This is a genomic window from Flavobacterium faecale, assembly GCF_048320115.1.
GTDB classification, from domain to species: Bacteria; Bacteroidota; Bacteroidia; order Flavobacteriales; family Flavobacteriaceae; genus Flavobacterium; species Flavobacterium faecale_A.
Genome location: NZ_CP182943.1, coordinates 370386 through 397192 on the forward strand (window position 1 = coordinate 370386; position 26807 = coordinate 397192).

General features: G+C 32.3%; 14 protein-coding genes. 1 reads left to right on the top strand and 13 read right to left on the bottom strand.

What is annotated here, in order from left to right; all coding sequences use genetic code 11:
* Positions 1-22 precede the first annotated feature (22 nt).
* The 13 genes from ACNH59_RS01510 to ACNH59_RS01570 all read right to left on the bottom strand — a co-directional run bounded on the left by ACNH59_RS01510 (position 23) and on the right by ACNH59_RS01570 (position 22533).
* Positions 23-1507 (bottom strand): sulfatase, encoded by a 1485-nt coding sequence (locus tag ACNH59_RS01510; protein WP_418263695.1) that lies wholly within the window; start codon positions 1505-1507, stop codon positions 23-25.
* Between the two features lie 626 nt (positions 1508-2133).
* Positions 2134-3039: a polysaccharide lyase gene (locus tag ACNH59_RS01515; RefSeq protein WP_418263696.1), complete on the bottom strand. Its 906-nt coding sequence runs from the start codon at positions 3037-3039 to the stop codon at positions 2134-2136.
* A 318-nt stretch (positions 3040-3357) separates the two neighbouring features.
* Positions 3358-4632 carry an alginate lyase family protein gene (locus ACNH59_RS01520; protein ID WP_418263697.1) on the bottom strand — a complete coding sequence of 425 codons (1275 nt, stop codon included), beginning with the start codon at positions 4630-4632 and terminating at the stop codon, positions 3358-3360.
* Positions 4633-4644: 12 nt separating this feature from the next.
* A complete protein-coding gene (locus tag ACNH59_RS01525) occupies positions 4645-5952 on the bottom strand; it encodes a family 43 glycosylhydrolase (protein ID WP_418263698.1) in 1308 nt (435 codons plus the stop codon).
* A 32-nt stretch (positions 5953-5984) separates the two neighbouring features.
* Positions 5985-9050 (bottom strand): glycosyl hydrolase, encoded by a 3066-nt coding sequence (locus ACNH59_RS01530; protein WP_418264912.1) that lies wholly within the window; start codon positions 9048-9050, stop codon positions 5985-5987.
* The gene (locus ACNH59_RS01535; protein WP_418263699.1) at positions 9038-9325 is read right to left on the bottom strand and encodes a glycosyl hydrolase; all 288 of its coding nucleotides are present in this window, start codon (positions 9323-9325) and stop codon (positions 9038-9040) included. The genes ACNH59_RS01530 and ACNH59_RS01535 overlap by 13 nt, the downstream gene beginning before the upstream one ends.
* Positions 9325-12645 carry a glycosyl hydrolase gene (locus ACNH59_RS01540; protein WP_418263700.1) on the bottom strand — a complete coding sequence of 1107 codons (3321 nt, stop codon included), beginning with the start codon at positions 12643-12645 and terminating at the stop codon, positions 9325-9327. The genes ACNH59_RS01535 and ACNH59_RS01540 overlap by 1 nt, the downstream gene beginning before the upstream one ends.
* Before the next feature lie 162 nt (positions 12646-12807).
* Positions 12808-14139 carry a chondroitinase-B domain-containing protein gene (locus ACNH59_RS01545; RefSeq protein WP_418263701.1) on the bottom strand — a complete coding sequence of 444 codons (1332 nt, stop codon included), beginning with the start codon at positions 14137-14139 and terminating at the stop codon, positions 12808-12810.
* 519 nt (positions 14140-14658) lie between these two features.
* On the bottom strand, positions 14659-15441 hold the full coding sequence (locus ACNH59_RS01550) for a DUF1961 family protein (RefSeq protein WP_418263702.1): 783 nt from the start codon (positions 15439-15441) through the stop codon (positions 14659-14661).
* 6 nt (positions 15442-15447) lie between these two features.
* Positions 15448-16635 (bottom strand): glycoside hydrolase family 88 protein, encoded by a 1188-nt coding sequence (locus ACNH59_RS01555; protein ID WP_418263703.1) that lies wholly within the window; start codon positions 16633-16635, stop codon positions 15448-15450.
* 221 nt (positions 16636-16856) lie between these two features.
* Positions 16857-20099, bottom strand: coding sequence for a T9SS type A sorting domain-containing protein (locus tag ACNH59_RS01560; RefSeq protein ID WP_418263704.1), 3243 nt, complete (start codon positions 20097-20099; stop codon positions 16857-16859).
* A 158-nt stretch (positions 20100-20257) separates the two neighbouring features.
* Positions 20258-21463, bottom strand: coding sequence for a T9SS type A sorting domain-containing protein (locus ACNH59_RS01565; RefSeq protein WP_418263705.1), 1206 nt, complete (start codon positions 21461-21463; stop codon positions 20258-20260).
* 83 nt (positions 21464-21546) lie between these two features.
* The gene (locus tag ACNH59_RS01570; RefSeq protein ID WP_418263706.1) at positions 21547-22533 is read right to left on the bottom strand and encodes a family 43 glycosylhydrolase; all 987 of its coding nucleotides are present in this window, start codon (positions 22531-22533) and stop codon (positions 21547-21549) included.
* Between the two features lie 288 nt (positions 22534-22821).
* On the opposite strand from ACNH59_RS01570, the gene ACNH59_RS01575 reads away from it, so the two are divergent.
* Complete coding sequence (locus tag ACNH59_RS01575; protein ID WP_418263707.1) at positions 22822-26799, top strand: two-component regulator propeller domain-containing protein; 3978 nt, start codon at positions 22822-22824, stop codon at positions 26797-26799.
* Positions 26800-26807: the final 8 nt, after the last annotated feature.

A 26807-nucleotide genomic window follows, 5' to 3' on the forward strand; every position in this document is an offset into this window, starting at 1 on the left:
TTTGAAACTTAAATTGTCAACGTTAATTACTCTTTACATTTTTAAAATTATGATGGTGATCTGTTGCTTCTTTTTTCAGCTTCACTTTTCCTGCCAGTTCACTAATCACATTTCTATATTGCCCATCAGCAATAACATTCTTTGTTTCTTTTGGGTCTTTTTTATGATCATACAATTCACGTTCTACAACTTCACCTGTTTTAAGTTGTACCCACTCTACATAATTATACTGATCATCTGTAACCGAATACCCCATAACTGTCTTCTCATAATTCCAACGTTCATCAGGCCAAACCGAATAGGCATAGGCTTTTGTTTTAGGCTCTTTTTTAGGGTTTTTAAGAATTGAAACTAAACTTTTACCTTCTATATGAGTCGGTTGTTTTAATTGGCATAATTGAGCTAATGTGGGATAAATATCAAGTGCTTCAACAGGGTGTGTATAGGTTTCGCCTTTTACTCCATTAGGCACATTGAATATAAAAGGAATATTAGTATCTATATTCATATTCGACCATTTACACCAACTCCCATAATCTCCGAGTTTATAACCATGATCTCCCCATAGTACAACGATGGTATTCTCTCTCAATCCTAATTCTTCTAACTTATTTAATAAATTCCCTACTTGAGCATCAATGTATGAAACAGATGCATAATAGCCTCGTCGTAAATTTATAGCTGTTGAATCAGGTATTTCTTTAAAAGACCCTGGCATCCCAGGGTAATTAGTTAATTCACCCTTAACTCTTAGGGTATATTTACTTGAATTTTCTGGACGTTCTGTCAACTCTGATAATTTAATCGAAGATTCAGGATACATATCCCAATATTTTTTGGGAGCATTAAAAGGCAAATGAGGTTTCAAAAGTCCAACAGCCATGAAAAATGGTTTATTCTCTTTTTTAAGAACTTCGAGCTTTCTCATGGCGTTTAAGGTATTGATACCATCAGGATAAATCGTATCATGTACATCAGCAGCTTCATAAGCTGGTCCTTCCTTAAACTTTTTAAAAATTTCAAGACTTTCTTTTGTTACATACCCCTTTCCTTTCCAAGTAGCAGTTGGATTAATGTAAGTATTTCCAAATTGTTCCTTAGTGTCTTCGGGATAATGATATATTTTTCCCGACGAAGCGATGTTATACCCGTTTTGCTCAAAAAACTTATTAATAGTGAGTACGTTCGGTAAAACATCTGTTACAGATTCACCTGTATAGATACCACGCTTTTCAGGCCTGATTCCAGACATGATAGATGCACGTGAAGCCATACAAATCGCTTGTTGTACATGGGCATTAGTAAACTTCACGCCATTGTTTGCTAATCGGTCTATATTTGGCGACTTTATATGTGTTGCTCCATAACAATTAAGTTCTGTCCTTAAATCATCTACAGCAATAAATAATACATTATACGGTTGATTCTGCTTTACTTGACAAAATGAAATTTGTGGATAAATCAATAGTAAGAGAAAAATGTTTTTGATGAAATTTGGAATACTCATATTTATATTTAATTATTAAACTTTTGTTTATTTTATTGATAGCCTTAGCTCATTTGGTTTTAGTATTTCTTCTTTTTTTATCCAAATAAAAAATTAATGATTAACAATTTTCATTTCTTTATTTGGAAAAAAATAGTCTATAGTACAGCTAAACGAAGTTTATTTTAGAAGACATCTTATCTATATTCTATTACTATTTGCTTATACAAGAATTTTAAAAAAATTGACATTTACTATTATGGCATAGTTATATATATATATATAATTCAATGGTAGGGATTGATGATTTTGTCAAAATTCATTAGGTTTTTATAGGTTGCTATTTGAATACCAAACATAAGAATTCAACATTATTTCGTATTTGTACCATTGTATCATTATTTTCACTATTTGTGCATCATTGAATTTATTTCTCAATATTGACACAATAGTAAAAACAACACCTCCTACTATGTCTTCCAAATCTCGAACTAAAACGTAACAAATAATTCTGCGCCATAGTTTATGCTTGAAGAAAAAAGACCTTGACACTATATCCAAGGCCTAATTTCAATTTCTACTAAATTGTGAAAATAATTATTGAGCTCTATATTCAAAATACACCTCTAATCTAATTAGATTTAGAATTACAGTCTTTCCCAACTAAGGGTATCAAAGTATATAGATTGTGTACCATTATTGCCATCCCATGTACTATTTCCTCCTCCTCTAAAAACATGGAAATTAATTTTCTTAACTTTTAAATTAGGTTCTGTTCCTCCAGACCACCACATATCATTTTTCTCCCAAACCGTAGTATAATTTTCTCCAAAATCTGAACTCACTTCCATTTTTGCATAGCCATCTTTTTGTTCAGGCAGCGTGTTAACATGTACTGTTAAACGAATTCGATACCATTTATTTTTTAAAAGATTATTGTATCTATAGGTGTCAAAATCATCTCCATACTGCCCCGACATTCCTTTATAATATACATATGGAATAAAATAAGGATTGCCTGTAGTGTCTTTTCGCCACATCACTCTAAAACTCCCACCCTTATTTTGCTCTGTAGCCTCTAAATTATTTCCTCCAGTAACTCCATCACCAATAAAAAAGCCAAATCCTACCTTTCCTCCTCTAGACCAATCAAATCCTTCATCAAACTTTAAATTAAATGTTAATTGATATTTTGCACCATCAGCTACATCAATTAAACTTGTCATAGCTCCAGAAGTACCATAGCTAGCTTGTAAATCAATTTTTAATTTATTGTCTGAAATATTGGCGATATTATTATTCCACTGAGATATTTCATTATTAAAAATTGCTTCAGCTATAGATAAAGAATTGATCTGTTGATCTGTCGTATTAAAAGTAACGGTATTGGAACTACTAATTCTATTAAACATAGTAGGACTAGTATTAACAAAAGTATCATTCTCTTCCACAATACTATTGTTACCCGATTCCTTAATTTCTGAATCACTAGAACAATTAGCAAACACTAATAAGAACGAAACCATTGTGATGATTTTTAATTTCTTTTTCATAATTTTTAATTCAATTTTGGTTAATAATTTTTTGGTTTATTTTTTTAATTAAAAGTATTATTTCAGTTTACAGATATTTATTAGAACTATAAAACACTGAACACCAATACAATAACTTCAAAACCAAACTTAACCTAAACATCAGGATATAACTATGAACTCATGTTCTATTATTAGCATTATTGTCCCAAATTACGTTAACTTTAAATTATTCTATATCAAACAATTAAAATCATGACTTAAATAAAAAACCCAATCTACAAAAAAGTAAATTGGGTATATGGCTGCTAAAAATAAATTTAATCAAAATAGAAATTACTAAGGGTAGGTTAAGACAGTTATATTACTATTTCTTTTTAAATTATATTCTACATTGTTATAATTTGAGTTGTTAAACATACTAGTGGCCATTAAAAATAATTCTTTTAAACTTTTAATTTCTTCATTTAAATTTGAAATCTCTTTAAATGTCCATTTTTTTTCTCCCTTTGCATAAGGATACAAGAAATTATATGCATCTTTAATGCCTCCTGCATTAGTTGGCTGAAAGTTCCACAAATCAACATTTAATTTTTGTCCAAAATGAGCCAAATAAGTAAATGCCTGTAAGTTATAAATGCTGTAGTGCAAAGATCTTGTCCTCTTTAATTCTAATGGTTGTTTTCCATCTTTTTCAATTTGAATAGCTATTCTTTCATTTTTTACTTGCTCTAAAACTTCTTTGGCTTCTTCTATCCTATCAAGAAACAATAGTATTGCTACCTCTTGAACATCATACCAAGTCCCGTGATTGTTTATAGCCCTACTTTCATCTATACCGTTATCACTATGCTGTAACCAATGCAGATACTCTTTTAACCAAACTCTTAATCCTTGACTTGTTACTATATCCATCGAATTATTTGCTTCCAACAATTCGATAGTTGTTATTATATCTGTAATTCCAATAAATTCAATAATACCAATACCTCTTCCATCGGCTTTTCCGGGAACCCCTTGTGCATAATTCAAATTAGGATTCATTCTTGTCTCAGGATTTAAAAACCATACCTTAAGCAATTCGTTTGCTTTTTCAGCATATTTTTTATCTCCTGAAAAGAAATGAGCTAATCCTAAATAATACGTATTCCGGATCATATTACTTTTTCTTTCTAAATCTAAATTATCTCCCGAAGTTATAGGATTTACTTGTCCATCCTTTTGTATCCAGGGTAAGCCGTCAAGTTTGCTGGGATCAGGCCACCAATAAATCCCTATACTTATATAATCATGCTTATCTCCACTTGGTGGAGTTTGGGTTTTATTGACAACACTAAACGGCCCTTCATTTAAAGCTTCATTGGCTTCCTTTAGTAAGAAATTATAAGATGTAAAATATACATCAGAACCTTTTTCAATTTCTTTTTCAACTTTTTTTAACTTGTCTATATCAAGTATGGTAAAGATTTCATTTTTGTTTTTGGGGCTTAAAGAAGAATTGTCTGGTAGTGTCGTAATACTATTTTTACTTGCATGGCAAGAAAATAGAGTTATACTCAGACTAAAAGTAAGCAGTAGTACTACATTATATCGGCAGTTAAATTGGTTTCTCATGATTGTTTTTTTTTATTTAAATTGAAGCCAATCTATTTGTAAAGCACTCTCCTTATTACCTTTAAATACAATATAGATATCTCTCTTACCCGTTACATTATCAATTTTACAGCTAATATCTTGAAAGTTTACAGATTCGTCCTTTGTAGGTATTCTAACTTTACCAATGCAGTTACCTTTTGGACTATCAGTTCTCACTTCTAGAGATCCTTTTTTCCCATTAAGAGCTAAACGAGCTATAAATTTTGCATAAATACTATCAAAAGTAACATTGGCAAATTTAATATAATCCCCATCCTTAATATTTGAAAGTACGAACCCTTTTGTTTTTGTTCCTTGTTTACTAATCCCTTCAGAAATTTCATAGAACCATTCGGCTTCAATTTTGTCCCAAGATGCGTTATACTGCCCCACACCATTGTTAAAATGTTTGTCCAAAAAATCTACATCGGTTACAATTTTTCCATCATCGTCTATATGACAATAACTAATGATAGATTCACGGTATTTATAACCATTTTTTATATAACGACACCAAATATGGTAAAACTGCCCTTTCCAATTAAAAAAACTACCGTGAGAATATTTACCCAGTTCATAGCCTTCTCCCACAGAACCTACACTTTCATAAGGACCATAAACATTTTTTGAAATACTATAATCGCCACCCCAACTCAAATAATAAATGCCATTATGCTTAAAAATATAATTTTTATCCATCCATTCAGGAGCATTTTCCCAAGCTTCTCCCTTGATTTGAATAGGTTTTGGAGTTTCAGCTAAAGACATCATGTTATCATTCATTTTTGCTATATGGAATCCTCCTCCCGCTTTGTCTCCATATACCAAATAAGGCGTTTTATTAGCATCATCATCTATAAATGCGGTTGGATCGTGCATAGGTGCCACGAGTGGTTTGCCCAATGAATCAATAAATGGTCCAGTTGGCGTTTTTGAAGTCATCACACCAACGCCGTGTTTTTGATCAGAAAAATAAAAATAATACTTTCCGTTTCTAGTCGCTGCGTCACTTGCCCAACAATCAGTACTATTGTCCTTCATATAATTTTGTTTGGGACTAATTACGTCTCTCAACTTCCAATTTAACAAATCGATGGATGAAAAAATACGCCAGTCTTTCATAACCCAGGTTTTATCATCAGGACTGGAATCATGACCAGAATATAAGTAAATGGTATCCTTAAAAACTCTGACATGAGGATCTGATACACCCATATCTTTTAAAATTGGGTTTTGAGAAAACCCAATACTAGAAACTAACACTGATATAAAAGCTAGGGAAATTTTTAAATGCTGCATAATTATTTTTTAAATAACTCTTTCTTTAAATTTTATTTTTTTAAAACTGATGCTTTGATAATTACTGGCCCAACCATACCCGCAGGTATTAATGAATCTCCTTTTTTAAAGAAATTGTATGTTGTAAAAGTCGAACGTTGTCCTAATGGAGCTGGCTCATTGTTTTTATACCAGTCAGGCATCGTTTTTGATTCGTAATAGCCCGAAAGATCTGGATAATTTTCGTCACCAATTAATCTGTTACTCCATTGATTAGTCACCTCAATTTTCAACATATTTTCTCCAGCTTTGGCAGCATTTGTAATATCTATTTGGTAAGGTGCTTTCCAGATCACGCCTAAATCCTTTCCGTTTAAAATAACTTTTGCAGCAATATCTACTTTTCCTAAATCAAGCACTAATTTTACCTCTTTAGCAATCGACTCCTTATCTAAATTAAATGATCTTTCATAAATGGCAGTACCTGAAAAATGCTTTATTTCTTCATTATTATGTGTAGTCCAGTCTATTAATTCCGAAAAATGGAATGTTTTTGTTTCTGATTTTATAACAGGGAAAGTCACCTTCCACCCTTTAGAAATAGCCATAGGTGCTGGAATATTTTTCACAAAATGACGCTGTATGGTTCCGTTATTTAATTTCACATCATAAGTTCCCTTATTAGAAATATCAAATTCAAGTTTGTTTTCATCTGACAAGGTTACTTCAACCGATGGATTATTTAAGGCAAAACTAGTTTGGATACTCGTTACATCTTTTGACGATTCTCTAAACACCACAAATACAGAGCCTTCAGATGGTAATTTAATTATTGCGGTAGTGGTTCCGTTTGAGTTATGATTAAAGGCTGCTATTTTGGTGATTTTTCCAGTCATTTGATTCCATAATTCAGGAATTTTATTCGGCACATTAAAGGTACACTCAAATGTTTTTTCGCTTTTATGGGGATTATAAAAGAAGTAAATATCTTCCTCATCTGTTTTACGGTGCGTATAATTTATATCTTTTCCATCTTTAATAACCAAATCTTTCGGTATATTGTAAGAACTATAAATTTCTTCCCATGGGATGTTTTTTAAAGTATTAGGTGCGCTCCAAATTAATTTTACTAATTTTTCAAATTCCTGCTTATCTGTTACTGAACTGTTATAACCCGCTAATTTTTCAGGTTTATCACCCGTAATTATAATACCTTTTTCAGCTAATTCAGCTATTTTTCTTAACGTAGAAAGTTTTACTTCTTTCATGTTTTTTAAATTGAGCATATAATAGGAAATACCATTTGGCAATACCATTTTATTACCTTTGACTGTAATTCGATTAACCAAAGCATCCGCATTAATATTGTCAAAATTTACATAATCTGGTAATTTTGGACTAATTGAATTTGCTTTATAAGAAGAACTAGGAGTTCCATCACCCACAAAAACTAGTAAGTCTGAAACAGGATTTCCTTTTCTCAACATATACTGTCCTCTAGCTAGATATTTAAACCATGATTTCCCTGCATTGTCCCACCAGGTTTGTGTTCTATCAATATGAGAACCCCATCCAGCCATCGTCATTCCTGGTACTACATTTGTGTTGGCCTGATGTGCAAAACGATGAAACATAAATTCGTTGATGCCATGAGTCCAAGCAATATCACCAGATATTTTCATTAGACCGGGATGACTTTTCCAATTCACTTCTGGCAAAGCTGTAAAGGCCTCAGCAGATACAACATTTTTACCATAAATTCTAGCCCCAGACACGGCAGTTTCTGTTTGATAATTTTGATGCATCCAAAATTCTCCCATTGGGATATCTACGCTTCTAGTAGCATCCAATTCGTTGAACGCTGCGTTAAAACTATAAGGCTCGACATAACTTATTAAGCCATTATCATGACATAACTCTGTAAAATAATCAAAGTAATTTTCGACCATCAATTTGCTATTAAAATCTCTAACATCCCATAGAATACGCTCTGTAGCATCGGTATTATCAATATAACGCCCTGCATATAAGGGTAAAAATTGCATAATATCATAACCAAAATACTTTTTAAAATCGGCATCGTAGTCTTGAGTCCAGTTTTGCCCCCCCACTTCATAACTGTCAATCTCAATGTATTGCAAAGCATTAGGAGCTACCTTCTTTGAAGCATCAATAACATTTTTTACATAACCATCAAAAAATGTCTTAAAAGAAGCTTTACTCATTTTATCGACTTCCCAACCCCTACCTGAGTCGGATGCTGGACTATTAACAGCACCTGTTATGGTATAACCAAAACGCATAATGGTCCAATTTCCTTTTGGTAATTTTGTTTTAAGTAGCCCATTTTCGTCCACAAACTGTGTAAGATTGATGATTTGATCTTTCTTTATAATCATATTCTCAGGAGCTTGGTCTAAAGCTGGAAGTTTATGATTTTCTTGCATATATAAACTTGTACGTGCCAACATATCATTAAAACGATATACGCCGCTAAGGTTTATTTCTGAAATTTCAAAATCCATATCGGTTACAAAACGGAAATAACGAGCTGTAATAGCCTCAAAGTGTTTATCAATGGCATATTCTTTTTTACCTTGTCGCAACACTTTGAAATCGACTACATCTTTAAAATTAATCCCATCATCAGACATTTGAAGTTTAGTAATCCCATCTTCTTTTTTCTTTTCACAATTCAAATAAAATGACCTAACTGTATGCGGTTTTTTAAAATCCCATTGAATCCATGACATTCCATTTTTTGGTGCTTTTAACAAAACTCGGTCATCTATTTTACCGTCGATAATTTTTTCTGTATTAAAATCCGAACTTGAGCTGGTTACTTCTGGTTTCACTTCAAATTCTACAATTTCGGATTCTAAAGCTGGATAGGCAATAACGGCCACATCTTTGTAATAATCACCACGTTTAGTAGGTTCTGGCAATTTCAAGTTTATTTTTCCTCCTTTTACTACCATTTCGCGATGTACAATTTGTTTCATTGAATGCTCGGCAGTAACCCATGGTCCGCCACTTGAGGTCCAACCATCACAATTGTGGACACCAAAACTTAAACCTAATCGTTCACATTCAGCAGCAGCATGTCCTATTTTATCGATATGCTCAGGGGAATTAAATTTTTCCCCCCATCTTTAATAAAAGCAGACACATTGAAAAGGATAATTCCTCCAATACCTGCATCAGCCATTCCCTCCAAATCTTTGGTTAATCCAATTTTACTCATGTTGCCGCTCATAGCATGCATCCATGTTTTGGGTCTGTTTTCTGGAGCCGGATTCGCAAATTCTTTATCGGATATTTTTTTTTGTAAAACTTGAGCATTTATAAAATTACATGCAATTATAGCTAGAATCGAGTAAATTACTTTTTTCATTATTTAATAATTTTTTCTTGTTTAAATGATATAATAACTGGTCCCAAAAGGCCAGCTGAAATAAGTTCGTCTCCTTTTTTATAAAACTGACCCGCATCAAAGGTGGTCCTTGGTCCTTTAGGCAGGGGTTGGTTATTTATATACCAATCTGGCATTTTACTATCATCATTAGGTATGTAACTTGATAAATTATAACCACCATCTTGTTTAGGGTAGCGTTCATCTCCAATTAATTTATTGGTCCATTGGTTGAATACTTTTACTTCTATGGTGTTTATACCTTTTACCACGTACTTACTAATATCCAATGTGAAGGGGGGCATCCAAACTACACCAGCATTTTTACCATTTATAACTACTTGGGCAGCAATTTGAACATTTCCTAAATCCAATATTGTTTTGTCTGAATGTGATAGTTTTTTAGCAATGGTAAAATCTTTTCGATAAATAGCTTCACCAGAATAATACTTGATATTTTCATTAGAATGGTCTTTCCAATCTATCAGTTTATCAAATTTGACATTCGCTTTATAATCGTTTGCCTCCAAAAATTCTACATCCCAAGAAGTACTTAAATCAATAGGCTTTAAATTCATTTTTGTTTTAAAATTAACTGATTTCCCATTGCTTAACTTCAGATTATAACTTCCTGAATTATTGGCAAGACAACTAATTTTGTTCTCATTATTCAATTGATATTCATAGGTATCATTGGCTTCAACAATAGAAATGACATTATTGGCATTTTCTCTAAAAACAATAAAAGCAGATTCTAATGGTTTTAAATTTAGCCATACAATTGTTTCTTTATCAGTTGTTTTAAAACGTGCTAATTTTGTAATTTCACCTGTATTTGCATTCCATAATTCTGGGATTTTATTACCAACTCTAAACGTACATTCGTAATTAACAGGTTCCTCTTTTTCATTATAAAAAAAGTAAATATCAGCATCCTTAGATTTACGGTGTTCAAATTCTATATCTTCATCTTTTATTGTAAAATCTGCTTGCACTTTATTAAAATCAAAATTAGTGGTACAATTAGGCTTGCTCCATATATAAGCAACCAATTCTTCAAACATTTTTATATTACTTTCAGAATTTTTATACCCCGTTAACTTTTTTGGTTTATTTCCAACAATTGGAATACCTGCATCAACAATTGCTTTTAATCTTTTTAAAGTTGGTAGCGCCATTAAATCAACATCTTGAAGAACTAAATGACTATAAGCATTTCCTTCTGGTAGCACCAGTGTTTTATTTTGTATGACAGTACGATTGATTAGTACATCGGTATTTGTACAATCATAATTTAAGCCATTAGGTATTTTAGTTTTTAATTCTTTACGTTTAAAACCATCTTTATGTGGTAGATCGCCAACAAATACTAATACATCTGCCACAGGATACCCTTGTCGCAATAAGTAACTACCGCGTGTTATGTATTGAAACCAAGCAGAACCTGCATTCATCCACCAAGGTTGCGTTCTGTCTATATGCGAACCCCAAGTTCCCATCGTCAATCCTGGCTTTACATTGGTATTGGGTTGGTGTACATAGCGATGAAACATAAATTCGTTTACACCCTTAACCCAAGCCATATCACCCCAAATTTTGGCCATTGCTGGATACATTTTCCAATTGACATCTGGAGTCGCTGTAAAGGCTTCTGCCGAGATAATATTTTTCCCATAAATATGGGCGCCATCTATGGTTCCAGTTAGTCTTTTTTGATTTTCTCTACCCATCCAAAACTCTGTCATTGGTAAATCAATGTATTGAGAAATATCAAGAGGACTCAAAGGACCTTCTCCATAAGGTTCTATGTAACTTTTTATTCCATTTTCATTGCATAACTCCGTAAAATATTTAAAATAATTATTGGTTGCTAAATTGCAGTAGACTTCATTAAGATCATAAGAAATGGCACTAGTACTTTCGGGATTTTCAACATAACGACCTGCAAAAATGGGCAAGCTCGATATAATATCATAACCTTTTTCTTTTTTGAAAATGGATTCAAAATTATCGGTCCAATTTTGCCCTCCCATTTCATAACTGTCAATTTCAAGATATTGCAAAGCATTAGGCGCTACCTTTTTTGTATTATCAATCACTTTTTTTGAAAAAGCATCAAAATGAATTTTAAAAGCTTCTCTACTAAATTTATCACATTCTAAACCAATACCCGATTTGGAAGCAGGCCAATTGGTTGCTCCTGTGGAGGTGTAGCCAAAACGCATCACCATCCATTTCCCTTTAGGAAGTTTGGTTTGTAATATACCATCTTTTGAAAGTGAACCCGTTAAATTTAAGATGGATAACAAGGGGATAACATTTGCATTTTTGGAATTTTTAACTATATCCAAATAATTTTCAGGCGAACCTAACCCGCTAAACTTTAAATAATCTTTATAGGGGCGTGTTTGTGTTAAATTAATTTCTCTAATATTAATTGCTTTTTCAAAAGAAATTCGAAAATATCTTGCACTAATAGGATCAAATTGCTCACTTATCACTCGTTTTTTCTTACCAATGCGTGTAGGTTTTTTAAAGGTTTTAACTTTGGTATAATTAATTCCATCATCGGATATTTCAAGAAAAGAAACTATATCTTCCCAAAAATAAGACACATATACCGAACTTATTTTATGTGCTCGCCCATAATCAAAGGTAATCCACGGATCAAAATCACCTGTTTTTTTTAATTCTGAAGATTTTTCACTCCAAGTATCAGTAGCAATGCCAATATTAAATGCTTTATCTGAAGCAGTAATTATAGGTTTAGCATTTGCATCTATAATTTCCGATTCAAAAGCCGGATATGCAATTACGGCAATATCCTTATAAAAGCCTTCAATAGTAGTAGGTTGTAAAAGTTGCTTATTTATAGTTCCTCCGTCTATAATATTCTCACTCCAAACTACCATTTTCATACTTTGTTCAGGTTTAATCCACGAGCCACCACTAGAAGTCCATCCATCGCAGTTGTGCACACCAAAACTTAAGTTTAAACGTTCACATTCTTTAGCGGTATGCGTAAGTATGTCGTGATGTTCAGTAGAATTATAATCGACATTTCCATAAGGAATTTTATTAGCAATATTAAAAAGTAATATACCTCCTTGTCCCGCAGCGGCAATAGCCTCCAAATCTTTGGTCATACCCACTTTACTCATATTGCCACTCATGGCATGCATCCAAGTTTTTGGTTTTACTGAATTGGGTGGGTTTTTAAAGTTTTTATCTAAATTTTGGCTAAAAAACTTAAAACTTATCAATAGAAGTGAAAATGATAGAATTCGTAATATAACTTTCATTAGTTAAAATTTTATTTAATCGGTAAACAACTTTTTGGATTGGTAAGTATTTTGTTGAACTATTGATTTTGTAATAGCCTTTCTCAAATAACTACCGTTTAGGTTACTAGAATGAATATCGAATTTATTATTTGGTATTACCCCTATAAAAAAATAGAAACCTCATCCATTTGGCCCCACTTGATTTACAGTTAATACATCAACTGACATATTCCCTTTCCCTAACTCATCAGCGCCTATATCTTTCTTTCCCGAGCGAGTTTGTCCATCCATATCGTCAAGAACAAACTCATAGTTTCCTTTTGAATGATCAATTGCAGGACTGTTGGACTTAATACTTGGAATACCTTTACTATCAAATTCAAACATTGGATCTTTATTAATTAATCCATCATTTGGATGATCACCTTTATCCCCTCTCCAAACAATATTTGCATCGAATTGAACACCATCCATTTTGGCTCCTGCTTCTTCTACGGCATTAGAACATTCGTAAAAGATATTATTCACAATTTTTAAATTTTGTGAACCACCATCACCATTGCTTATAAATGCTTTACTATTTTTTATAAAAGAATTAAACCCAATGAAGCAATTAACAGGACGAATATGTGAGTATCCTGTTGGTTTTGATGCTTCTAATCTGCTAAAAAGGATTATCCCAGCATTATCTCCAATAAATACATTGTTATACAACTTGTGATTACTGTCTGAAAAACGAAGTTTAGAATTATAGAAATAATTTCCATACACTTTATGTTCCTGTCCATTGCGCAGACAAGTATGCAGGCAGTTTTTTACGGTATTGTATCTGAACGTAACATCCCAGCATTTGGCAGATAATACTCCTTCGGCATCTGCAGATAAATTTTCAAACAAATTATGTTCAATAATCATATTCGCTCTACTATTACCAAACTTACCATAACCCGGCTGCACGGCAGTGTTGTCATTATCAGCGTCGCTGGTTGTAAAATCTTTGAAGTGATTATGATGTACCCAGTTATTTGGTGCAATTTTACCGTTTGAACCTTGTAATGAAAGCATTGGCCCTCTAAAATTCTTATTCTGAAATGTATTATAACTCACTTCATTATTGCTACCTGAAATTGCTAAATAAGTTGAACTTAAATCACCTGCCTCCGAATCTTTAATGCATTCATATACATTTCTGGTAAAAGTACAATGGGATGCAGAATTAAAAAGACTATGGTATGCCTCGTGCTTAAATACAAATCCTTTTATTATCACGTATTGTGTACTACCTTGTAAAACAAATCCATCTTTTCCATTGATGGTTACACCTCCAATTGTTTCTGAACGAATAATAATTGGTTCACTTTCTATTCCTATAACATCTTTAACAGATATTTGGCTGTTTGTGGTGTAGATTCCGTTTTTAACAATTATTTCAGTACCAGCGGTTGCCTTATTTATCTCAATTTGTAACTGAGAAATAGATGTAACTGTAACATTAGTAGCGAAAATATTCATCGTCGTTGCTATGAAACAGTAAAATAAATAGTTAATCTTCATTAGAGTTGAATTGATGTTTTATAAATAGCTTTTTTCATTTTTATTACTTATTCTATTCAAATTCTATACTTAATTTTTCTAATTGCTATTTGAATAAGCAGCTAAAAAATCAATTTAAAACATAACCTGCCTTACATTAATTTTTTTATTTCCAATTAAGCTTAATTAACATTTAAAATTGCAATTTCTTCATTAGTAAAAAACAAAAACATTTACAATAGTGAAAAAAACACCTAAACTATACAAGTAATTCTTTACGCTTTTATTCATTAATCTATTATAGATACTTAAATTAAAAATCAAATATAATCGCTTACTTATGTGTGGTTTATGCACTATTGTATCATTAATATCACTATAGTTGCTATTTATATTAAATTTTCAAAAAGACTTCGATTTGTATAAATTTACTATCATTAAAGGCTTTACTTCAACACACACTATGGTAGCAGTTTAAAATTGCCAATCATTGTAAATTTAATTGGTATATACTTTGAAATTCTTATAAATAGCAGTGCGAGTAGCCATGTGTCGCAAGCCTATTCTACCTTCTTTAAGAGAGGGCAAAGTTGAAATATCCCAGTAAAATAGTTTTACACCATCAATACTTTCCATTTTAAAAAAAAGGCTTTTATCGGTTTTGATAGTGGTGATATGATATTTTTGATTTGACTTCATATAACCATCCATATCGTATGAAGGTTTAATACGCATATCTTCAAATTTTACGTTTTTTTGGGTTGGGTATCTTCTTGCTCGTACATAAAATGAGCCATCTCCACTATTGTTAAATGCAGCAAAACTAATATGTAATAGATTCATATTATTAAAATAAGTTCGCATAGATGGAATGGTACGTAAAGATTTCCATTTTGAAATATCTTTATCGTACACTCCTTCTTCATCCCCAGTAGCTTGAATATAAAGAATGTTTACGAATCTCTTTTCAGTGTCCGTTCGAGTATAATCAAACTCAATTTTAACATTTCCTGTAAATGATTCTTTTGTCCATAAAACAGCATGATGAGCATCATCGAAGCTATCAGTGCCTGCTTTAAAATGCATTCCTTTTTTGGAATTTTCAACAGTAGCGATGAGTCCGTCTAAAGTCCAATTATGATTCCAATTTGTTTTACAATTATCATTAAAATCTAAATTCCAACGTTTATTTTTATTGAGTTCTTTAAACACTTTTTTAACGTCTTGAGCACAAGCAATTGTGATTACCAAGTAAAATAAAAAACTCATTTTATATGCCATATTCTTCTATTTTGAATCTTTTACTTCTTTACTTCTCACCAAAGCTTCTAAAAAATAATAATCTCCATATACTATAGGTTCGTCCAATTCATCCTCTTTGGGTTTATTCCCGGTACTATAATCCAAAATAAAAGGTGCCTTAATAGCCGAGTCTAAAACATATTTATCAGACATTAAAGACTTTAATATTAGATTTGCTTTATCCAGAAAATAGTCCTTTTTAGTAAAACCATGAATTTCATATAAAGCGGAACAGACTACAGCAGAGGCCGAAACATCTATATGTGTATTAGGTATTTTTGGATCATCAAAATCCCAAAATGCAATCCCATCCTTAGGCAGTTTTTTATGATCTAAATAATAATGAGCCGTTGCTATTGCTTGATCTAAATACTTTTGGTCTTTGGTATATCTATAACACATTGTATAGCCATAAATAGCCCATGCCTGACCTCGTGCCCAAGCCGAATAATCATTTAATCCTTGATGTGTATTTTTCAATCGAACCACACCGTTTGAAGGATTATAATCAATTACGTGATAAACGCTATTATCTGGTCTAAAATGATTTTTCAATGTTTTATTGGCATGATTGACTGCAATATCATGATATCGACTATCCCCTGTAAGTAAAGACGCTTCGAACAGCAATTCTAGGTTAATCATATTATCAATAATCACAGGATAGTCCCATTTTTTTTTGTTAAAATCCCAAGATCTAATTGCCCCAACCTTCCCACTGTATCGAGTACTCAAGGTTTTAGCACTTTGAATAATCACCTCTTTATAATCCTCTTGACCCGTAATTTTATACCCTGTTCCAAAACATGAATACACTTTAAAACCAATATCATGGTCTTCGTTATTAAACTTCTCTTTTTCAACAAATGAAGTCCAAATCTTTGCTTTATCTAAAAACTCTTTTTTCCCTGTAATTTTATACAACTGCCATAGATTCCCTGGAAAAAAACCACTCGTCCAATCTTTAGAGACTACTCCTCTTACTTTATTCGTTACTTTGGTATAACTTCTTGGAATTCGTGTAGAATCAACAGGATACTTTAAGAGTTCCTGATACCTACTTTCTAAACGCACACTTGTTTTATTAAGCACTGGATATTTTTTATTTTTCTTAACTTGACAAGACATCACTAGAACTAATATTCCAGCTAGTAAAAAAACTTTGCTACTCACTTTTTTTTATTTAAATTTTTATAAAATTTGATTCATAATCGTCCATTGTATTACTTATCACTATCATCAAATTCATTTTACTAAATGATGATACAAATTCGATAGATTAAGTAAAAATGTCAGTTCGAGTGTTTTTTATTCTAAACAGAATAAAAAACACTCGAACTGATTAAAAGATATCATCAAAAACTAACCACTCTCAAAACATTATATGATACTAATTACTTGACAACCATTTTTTCGGTATAACTTTTACCCGTTAGATCAGACACTTTTACTAAATAAACTCCTGAAGGAAATAGCCCTTTTGTAGCAATTTTAATAAGTTCTTTATTTGCTTTGGTTTTATAAACTAATTGCCCATTCATATTGTAAATGCTTATTGTAGTGTTTAGAAAATCCTGTAAGGAAACAAAAAACTCATCATCAACTGGATTTGGATATATCTTAACACCCATTATCGTATTGTCATTCACACTTAAAATATTTTCACTTTCCTCGAATTTTAATACAGTAATACCATTTTTAGAAGAACCTATTCCTACTTTTCCAAAAGTAATATTAGCTACATTATTTGCGCGTGCGATTTCGATATTGTCTTTGATGAAAATTATATCATTACCATCGATTGCGACAGCCAAATTGATATAGTCATTTGTGGCTAGTGTGGCTGTTGATCCTATCAACTTAGTAACACTATTATTACTTACTCTATATAATCCAGAATTGTTAGCATTTGTACTAAGCCTTGCAAATAGGTAGTTTTTATCATCACTAAAGGAGGTCACTATGGCTATGTCTGATTCCGTTCTTGTTGCTAAATCATTTATTAGTTTCACCCTTGCTTTTACTTCATATCTAGCCCTTTGCGGAATATTGATAACAGAATATTCAGATAATTTACCGTTGGAAACAGGCGGAAGATTGTTAACCAAAAGAGAATATCTATTATTCCCATTAATATCTCGAACTTTCCATCGGGAACCATCTCTTTCTTTCCAATCACCTCGGTTTCCATAAGCATTATCATTAAAAACCAATTCTGGACTTACTTCTGCACGGTATTTTTGCTGTAATGTATATAAATCCTTTTCAGCTAAATTGGGAACATTCTCATACCATTCTCTATCATCCGTAAACTTCTCACTGGTGCTTAAACCAGACACAATAGTACCTTGATAAATCCCCCAATTGTCTTTCCAATCCGATTCGGTATCCCAAAACATCGCTGTTGAAACTCCAACTAAGCCCCAATAAACATTACGAGCTCCTGCATGTGGTCCTGCACCTGAATTTCCTGAACTTTTGAAAGACCATGGCGATTTCACATTAGTCCATAAATTTGAAAATGGAGCGTTTCTATGAAAATCTAAACTTATCGTATTGTTATTTACCGTGTTATCGGCAGTTACATTTCTAACCACATTTCCATTGGCTTTATGAATTATAGTAATAGAGTGAATATTAGCTGCAGCATTATTAAAATGAATACCGTTTAGGACATTATTAGCACTATAGGCTATTTTAAAACCATGATGTCCTTCTCTACCTAACATACTTATATTTTCAATCTCTCCATAAGCTGATCTTGTTAAGAGAATCCCATTATCACTATTAACAATGCTAATATTTTTACTCCAAAAATTATAGCAACTATTAAATTGAAGTGCATTATAACCCACTTCGTCTAAATGAGCTAATTTTGGCACTTCAATAAATTCTAATCTAAGATTCTCAATACCTACATTGGTTAATGCACCAGTTCTTTTTTGCACAAGCATGTTCCATGAAGGCTTAATATTGAGTCGTAGTGGTTCACGAAGCGTCACTAAATTTCCCTCTATTTTTTCTATGGTATGGTACATGCTACCTCCATCGGCATTTAACCATGATTGGTGTGGCAATGGCCAATCTTGGGTTTGATTATTAAAAAATTCATACCATAATTCCCCATTTACTAAATTTCCACCACTAGCATTTATTTCAATAATATCTCCCACCTTTAAATTACTTGCAGAAGCAACAACAATGACCTTATCTGTTCTAAGGGCTTCTTCAGTAATAGTTGTAATCGTAGATTGAGATCCACCTGCAAATTCTATCATATGACCTTTGTCCCCCTCTGCATAACCATTCGTATTACTACTATTTATATCTGTAGCTGATTTGGGCATATAAAATACCGTACCATTAACACCTTCACCTGCTCCCCTGATAATAATATTGCTTCTTGCTATCTTAAGCCAATTATCAATCACATATCTACCGGCTGGAAAATAAATGACACTATTATTAGGTGCCGATTTAATTAATGCGTCTATAGCGGCAACATCACTAAGACCATCGTTAGGAATTACTCCATGGTCAAGTACATTAATAATGTTACTAAAAACTGGTTTTACGGCATATCCTCCTCCATATCCTGCATACGAAAAATCAGGAATTCTACCACGGGAATCCCATAACTCACCGTTTTCTCCCCACAACAATGAGGTGGTTTTACTATTATTTGAAGAAGCTGCTGTTGACACCTTTAAATTATCTAGATTCATCGTATTATTATTCGCCTGATTAAAATACATCATCATATTAGTATTAGAAATACCCGTATGTGTTGCATCAACTATTGAAACAGGAACTGAATTTGTATATGCAATTGCTGTTGCTGCTTCAGGATCTAACAACAAAGAATTAGTTCCATCTTTTCTTACTTTCAAACTCCAGGTATTTGTATTTGGAGTATAAGTAACTATAATTGAAACTGCTGCACCAGCAACAATATCATCAACTTTAAGCAAAGGTGTAAAAGTACTCTCTGTTGGACTAGTTGTTGTCAAGGTTCTTAATCCAGAAGTAAAGCGACCAAAACTAACTGCGTTATTTGAGCCATCACCATGAATTAAAACCACATAGCCACTTGATGTAGCTGTTGGGTCAGCAATAGATCTATTATTCTCAGCATTAGTAGCTAAAATGACCCCACCACAATGACCTGCACCAGAATTTAGTGCTCCTGGTAATAAAGAAAATGGTGTTGATTTAGTCAGACGCATAGCAAATGACCATGTAATTTCGGCTGTGTTATTTTTTAATATGGGATTAAACCCTGCAGCAAAACTGCTTAGGGATACAGAAGTAGTCAATGTACCTCTTAAATTAGTGGGCGTTGATTGCCCAGCAAAACTTAAAGTTGTATTAAATGTATTACCACTATAAATACAACTCCTACCGCTAGCACTAGCGCCTGCAGTGTTCCAACCTCCTGAAGCACTTGTAAAACCTGTATATGTATATCCCGAGGCTAAATCAGAAAGTGTACCAGGATTAGAAGTAAAATTTACGTTTTCTGTAGTATTATTTGGAAATACAACAGGGTTAAAATTATCAAAGAAAAGTGTCGTTTGTCCGAATGAAAAGGACGTAATAGTAACTAATGCTACTAATAAAAAGAACTTTGTTTTCATAAATATTTAATTTATATTTTTTCACTGGAGAGGTAAATTGCCGTAAACGTTTGTATGAACTAACTCCAAGGTTCATTCATTAGACATTTAAACTATAACATGCAAAGGCGGAAGAACTTCTTCTTACCGCCTTTGTATAATTATTAAAACTATAGTATTTATTTTATGGCGATTTTTACCGTACTTGTTTTACCAGCTTCTGTAATTTTAAGGATATAAACACCTTTAGCTATATTAGACACATCTACCACATCCGAACTTACTTCTTGATTCAATACTTCCTTCCCTAAAACATTGTAAATAGCTACTTTTTTAGTGGTTGTAGTATTCGAACTTATTGACAATTTTCCGTTAGTAACTGGGTTAGGATATACTTTTAATCCCTCAATTTCATTTTTAGCAACTTTTAAAGTAGTCGCTTTTGAAACTTTTAGATTATCAATATTCATTGTATTATTATTTGCTTGGTTAAAATACATCATCATGTTAGTCATTGTGATACCAGTATGTGTTGCATCTGCAATAGAAGTAGGAACTGAATTAGTATATTCAGTTGCTGTTGTAGCTTCTGGGTCAAGCAATACTGAGTTCACACCATCTTTTCTCACCTTTAAAGTCCATGTTTCAGTACTTGGAACATAAGTAACAATAATTGAAACTGCAGCCGAATTTACAACATTATCTACCTTAAGTAAGGGGGTAAAAGTACTCTCGGTTGGAGTCGTCGTTGTTAAAGTCCTTACCCCATTGGTAAAACGTCCAAAAGTAATCGCATTATTTGAAGCATCCCCATGAATTAAAACCATATAACCACTAGAAATAGATGCTGGATCTGCAATAGACACATTATTAGCCGCATTAGTAGCTAAAATAACACCTCCGCAGTGACCTGCTCCTACATTAAGCGCTCCTGGGAGCATAGAAAATGATGTTGATTTTGTAAGTCGCATAGCAAATGACCAGGTGATTGCGGCTGTATTGTCTTTTAAAATGGGGTTAAACCCCGATGCAAAGCTACTCAATGATACTGAAGTCGTTGATGCTCCTCTTAGGTTTGTAGGAGTAGATTGTCCTGCAACACTCAATGTTGTGTTGTAAGTTGAACCATTCCAAACAACGCTCCTACCGCTAGCACTAGCACCAGCAGTGTTCCAACCGCCTGTAGCACTTGTATATCCAGTATAGGTATAACCTGAAGCTAAATCTGAAAGTGTACCTGGATTTGAGGAAAAATTCACAAAATCTGACGCTGCTGGATTTGGGAATATTGCTGGATCAAAGTTGTCAAAAAAAAGTGTAGTTTGCCCGATTGAGCTTGACACAATAGCAATAAATGCAAAAAAAGAAAGTAATTTTGTTTTCATAAAATAGTATTTAAAATTAATAGTTAAGGTTTATAACTGAATCAGCTCTAATTGATCTAAGATTAAATCATAATAGCCTGTTATTATTGTTTAGTTGGTTTTGTATTTAATTTATTTGTATTATTTAAATGACTAAGATCATCTCTCATTTCTCCATTTTTGCCATATAGTACAGGAGCGATATAACAATCTCTTATACGGTCTTTTGAACGATCTTTGTATTTACACCATACGTGATACCAATTGCCTTTCCATATAAAAAAATCACCATGTCCATATGGAGTATCTAGCTCCCATCCCTCTCCTACAACTCCTTGAGTTTCATACGGGCCATATAAGTTTTTAGATGTAGCATAATAACCCGAGCAGCTTAAATAGTATATCCCATTGCGCTTGTGCAACGAGTTTTTATCCATTTCTGGAAAATATTTTGATTTATTAATAACAATTGTTTTTGGTGATTCATCGAGTTCAATCATCGACTCTTTAAGGCGTGCAATTTTATAATTAGTTCTACCATAAATAATGTAGGGTGTATTATCATCATCTACGAAAATAGTTGGGTCAAAAGAATCCACTAGTGGTTTGCCTAAAGCATCTTTATAAGGACCTTCTGGTTTGTCGGCAACCATAACTCCTGCGTTATCATGGTGATTTGAAAAATACCAATAATACTTTCCATTTCTTTCTACAATATCTCCTGCCCAGCAAGAGGTATTCCCCTTCCCCATGTAATTATCCTCAGGACGTATAGTCCCTACGTGCTCCCATGTCTTTAAATCTTTTGATTTATAAATACGCCAATCGGGCATAACCCAATCTCCGATACCAAATCCTATATCATGACCTGTAAAAACATAACATACATCATTAACTACTAACATATGTGGGTCTGACATACCCGCTTCAGGAATCAAAGGATTAGTTAATTGTATCCATTTATCACGTTTTTTATAAATTTCTTTCTTCTCTACTGGATTTTCTTGAACATCTTTACCTGACATACCTATCGAACCACCTACTATAGTAGCCATGATTATAAATGAACTAATAATATGTGCTTTCTTCATTTCGATTATATATTATAATAGCTTAGTATTGAACAAACTTAAATACTAATTCAATCCTGATAAATGCACTATTGTCCTATTATTGTCAATATTTTTACGTAATTTCACTATTGTCTCATAATTACATCAATAGTGAAAAAATGCTGCTGTTAACAATTACTATTTTTACAAAAACAAATATCCCTATTCAAGACAATGAATAAATTCTTAACATTTTTGAACCTATTAATATCTATCTGTATCCAAAACTCGGGATACAGTCAACCTCATAATATTATTTTCAGGGAGATGTCTCCACCCGGAGGTTTTGCCCGCTATGCTATCCAATCAATCCTTCAGGATGATTTAGGCTATTTATGGATGGGAACCCAACAAGGACTTATCAGATATGATTCAAAAAAAACAGACTGGTTCATGCCTTATACGAATGACGCTTTCAGTTTACCCAGTGACGAAATAAAACAGGTATATTCCGATAATCAAAATCAAATATGGATTTCAACCATCAAAGGATTATGTATATTTAAAAGAGATTCACAAAATTTTGAACCCGTCAAATATGTTTACGAAGATGGATCTATGGCTCAAGAAAGAGTTTTATCAGTATTACAATTACTTGACGGCAGGTATTTAGTAATTGATAGTAATAGTTTTGGAATATTGGATTATGGAAATAAAAAACTAAATCGAATAGCAAAAAACCAACTCAAATCACCTGAAGTACTATATCAAGATGGCTCTAATAGAATATGGATTAGTACTCAAAAGGGAGATGTCTATCTTTTCAATCCTCTCAATAATAAATTAAAAAAAATAATTTCAAGTGGGGTGAAAATAATCAGTATGTATTCTGAAAAAGACCAAATATGGATAGGTACTGAGGAAAATGGGGCAAAAATTTATAATTTAAAAGGGAAATTTATAAAACAAGTTCCTTTCAAAAACACATCAGAAGTTTCAAAAACAGAAAGAGTAAGAGCTATTAAAAGAGACTCTTATGGCAGGCTGTGGTTTGGTACTGATGATGGTTTATACATGGAATACCATGGAAGTCTTACTTGGCTAAATCCTGATGATTACCCTGGCATCCCCCACAATTCTATTTTTCAAATTTATGAGAATAAAAAGGGAGAGCTGTGGTTTGGCACTTGGTCAGGGGGATTAGCGTTATTACATCATTCTGATAATAACTTTAAAACATACCGACATAGCGCCTCACATAATTCTATAAGTAGCAATGTCGTAAGTTCCTTTCTCCAAACCAGTGCCAATGAATTACTTATTGGAACTGAAGTTGGTGGATTAAATTCATTTAACCTAATTACTAAAAAATTTGATGTTATTCCATTAGATAATAAACAAAAAATCAAAAATATAAAAGCGCTATGTAAAGACAAATATGGAGGAATATGGGCAGGTACTTTTAGAAAAGGACTTTGGTACAAACCAGCAGGTGCCACTAAATTTCAATCTTTTGATTATGGAATAAATGATGGAAAACATATTTCTTCTAACAGCGTTTATTCTTTACATGCAGTAGATTCAGGAGTATGGATTGGAACATTCCACGGAGGAATCAATTTCTATGATTTTAAAACAAAGACCATTAGCCATTGTTTTATAAATAACAAAAATAGAATCCCTATGCATTCTATTGATGTTCAATCATTTGTTACTGATAAAAAATCCAATTTGTGGGTGGGAACTTATGAAGGTTTTTTATATCGAATTCATTTACCAACGGGTAAAATTACAAAGATTTCGGATGCTAAATCCACTACCAAAAATGCAGTAAATACAATTTACTGTTTATGGCAACATGATTCAGGTGAAATTTGGATAGGAACAAAAAATAATGGTGTCCTAATTTACAATCCCAATTCTGATAAATTTAAAAATTTTGATGCAGGAGGTTTTCTTGATAAAAAAAATGTTTATAGCATTCTTGAAGATTCAAACAAAAATATATGGATTACCTCTAATAATGGATTACTCTTATATAACACAAAAGACAAAAGCAAACGTCATTTTGTTTATTCTGATGGTATTCAAGGAGATATTTTTAGTCCACAAGCTGTAATTAAAGACAATGATGGCCTGTTGTATTTTGGAGGCACGAATGGTTTTACCAGAATTAATCCCAATAATATAAAAGTAAATTCAAAAAAAACCGCTACCATCATTAGCACAGTAGATTTAAAAAACAATAAATCTATATATCCTGCCTATTCTAATAATTTTGAAATTAACCCCATTCATCTAAATCCTGATGAAACAACTTTCAGAATTAATTTCTTTGCGGACAATTATTTGATGCCTAAAAAAAATAAATACCAATATCGTCTTATAAACTATTACAACGATTGGATTACAGTTGAAAACGAAGGATCGGTATTGTTTACTAGTCTGGAACCTGGTAAATATATTTTTGAGGTAAAAGCGGCTAATAATGATGGTATCTGGAATGAATCACCCACCAAAATGATAATTGTAATAGAGCAATATTGGTACAAAACACCTTTTGCCTACTTACTATATCTACTAATTTTTATGACTTTTTTATATTATACAGGTCGTTTTTACTTTGAACGTATAAAACTAAAACGAGCTATTTTACTTGAAAAAAGCCAACGCGAAAATGAAGAACAAATTCATGAAATGAAACTGAAATTTTTTACCAATGTTTCACACGAATTCAGAACGCCGTTGACATTAATTTCTTGGCCAATAAAACAGCTAATGAAATCAAAAAACATTTCAGAGGAAGACCGTATCAATTTAGATATTGCAAAACGTAATACGAATCGATTACTTGAATTAATTAACCAAATTATTGACTTACGAAAATTAGAAAAAGGCGATAATAAATTAAAGATCTCTAAAATCGACGTGATTGAATTAATAAAAGAGATGCAACAAGATTTTTTAGGCGAAATTAAATCGAAACAAATTGATTTTGTATTGGATTACGATTTATCAAGTATAGAAATTGAAGCCGACCAACAAAAATTTGATATCATTATTTATAATCTCCTTTCCAATGCTTTCAAATACGCTAATTTAAATGGCCAAATAAAAGTCTCTATAAACACAGAAAAAGATACGCTACCAAACTCCTATAGCAATCAATTAAGCTATGGTCAAATCCATACCGATGATTACATTCAAATCACCATTGAGGATAATGGTCCTGGCATTGATAATGAAGATTTGTTCAAAATTTTTAATCGATTTGAACAAGGAAAACCAAAAGAAAATATAAATTTCCAAAAACTGGAAGGTAGTGGAATAGGTTTATCAGTATGCAAAGATTTCACCTTACTCCATCATGGAGAAATTATGGTGCAAAGTACTTTAGGTAAAGGCTCACGTTTCATAATTTTGTTGCCTAGGAAACAAAAAGCGCAAAAATTTCTTTTTGAAAGTCATCAAAAAGTAAAAAACCTTAGCGACAACGAATTACCTGTTATCCAATCCAAAAATGAAATAAAATCTGAAAATCCATATCAAATTCTTGTTGTGGAAGACAATCCTGATTTTAGAACTTTAATCTGTTCCTATTTGAGTGATTTTTATCAAGTAAAATATGCTAAAAATGGTATTGAAGGACTGGATATATTAAAGGAGCACAACATCGATATTATTGTCTCTGATATTATGATGCCTGAGATGGATGGTTTTGAGTTTTGTAACATTGTCAAATCCCAAATTGAAACCAGCCATATTCCTGTTATTCTATTGACAGCTTTATCATCCTCAGAGAATATACTCGTAGGATTAGACAAAGGAGCCGATGCTTATGTTACAAAACCTTTTGATGAAAATATTTTATTAAAACAAATTGAAAATCTGCTAGAACAACGCAAACGCATCCATGAAAACTTTTCAAAACAATTTATTTCTAAAAAAACAATTGAAGTTGGAGGACTTGATAATTTCTTTCTCAATCGAGTACGAACAGTAGTAGAGAAAAACATAGCCGATGAGAACTTTAACTTGGATAAATTGACAGAAGAATTAATGATTAGCAGAAGTAACCTTCATCGGAAAATAAAATCACTTTCAGGACTTACTACTACTGATTTTGTAAACTTAATACGTATCAAATATGCTGTAAAGCTAATAATTGAAGAAAATTGTCGCTTCAGTGAAGTTACCTACAAAGTAGGTTTTAGTTCGCAATCTTATTTTACAAGATGTTTTAAAAAAGTATATAACGTTTCTCCAAAAGAATACTTTGAAAATCTGAAAAACAATGAAAAGTAAACGTTAAC

Excerpts from the sequence above, each read along its gene's own strand:
- ACNH59_RS01510 (WP_418263695.1), bottom strand. The coding sequence starts at position 1,507 with ATGAGTATTCCAAATTTCATCAAAAACATTTTTCTCTTACTATTGATT.
- ACNH59_RS01515 (WP_418263696.1), bottom strand. The coding sequence starts at position 3,039 with ATGAAAAAGAAATTAAAAATCATCACAATGGTTTCGTTCTTATTAGTG.
- ACNH59_RS01520 (WP_418263697.1), bottom strand. The coding sequence starts at position 4,632 with ATGAGAAACCAATTTAACTGCCGATATAATGTAGTACTACTGCTTACT.
- ACNH59_RS01525 (WP_418263698.1), bottom strand. The coding sequence starts at position 5,952 with ATGCAGCATTTAAAAATTTCCCTAGCTTTTATATCAGTGTTAGTTTCT.
- ACNH59_RS01535 (WP_418263699.1), bottom strand. The coding sequence starts at position 9,325 with ATGAAAAAAGTAATTTACTCGATTCTAGCTATAATTGCATGTAATTTT.
- ACNH59_RS01540 (WP_418263700.1), bottom strand. The coding sequence starts at position 12,645 with ATGAAAGTTATATTACGAATTCTATCATTTTCACTTCTATTGATAAGT.
- ACNH59_RS01545 (WP_418263701.1), bottom strand. The coding sequence starts at position 14,139 with ATGAATATTTTCGCTACTAATGTTACAGTTACATCTATTTCTCAGTTA.
- ACNH59_RS01550 (WP_418263702.1), bottom strand. The coding sequence starts at position 15,441 with ATGGCATATAAAATGAGTTTTTTATTTTACTTGGTAATCACAATTGCT.
- ACNH59_RS01560 (WP_418263704.1), bottom strand. The coding sequence starts at position 20,099 with ATGAAAACAAAGTTCTTTTTATTAGTAGCATTAGTTACTATTACGTCC.
- ACNH59_RS01565 (WP_418263705.1), bottom strand. The coding sequence starts at position 21,463 with ATGAAAACAAAATTACTTTCTTTTTTTGCATTTATTGCTATTGTGTCA.
- ACNH59_RS01570 (WP_418263706.1), bottom strand. The coding sequence starts at position 22,533 with ATGAAGAAAGCACATATTATTAGTTCATTTATAATCATGGCTACTATA.
- ACNH59_RS01575 (WP_418263707.1), top strand. The coding sequence starts at position 22,822 with ATGTCTCCACCCGGAGGTTTTGCCCGCTATGCTATCCAATCAATCCTT.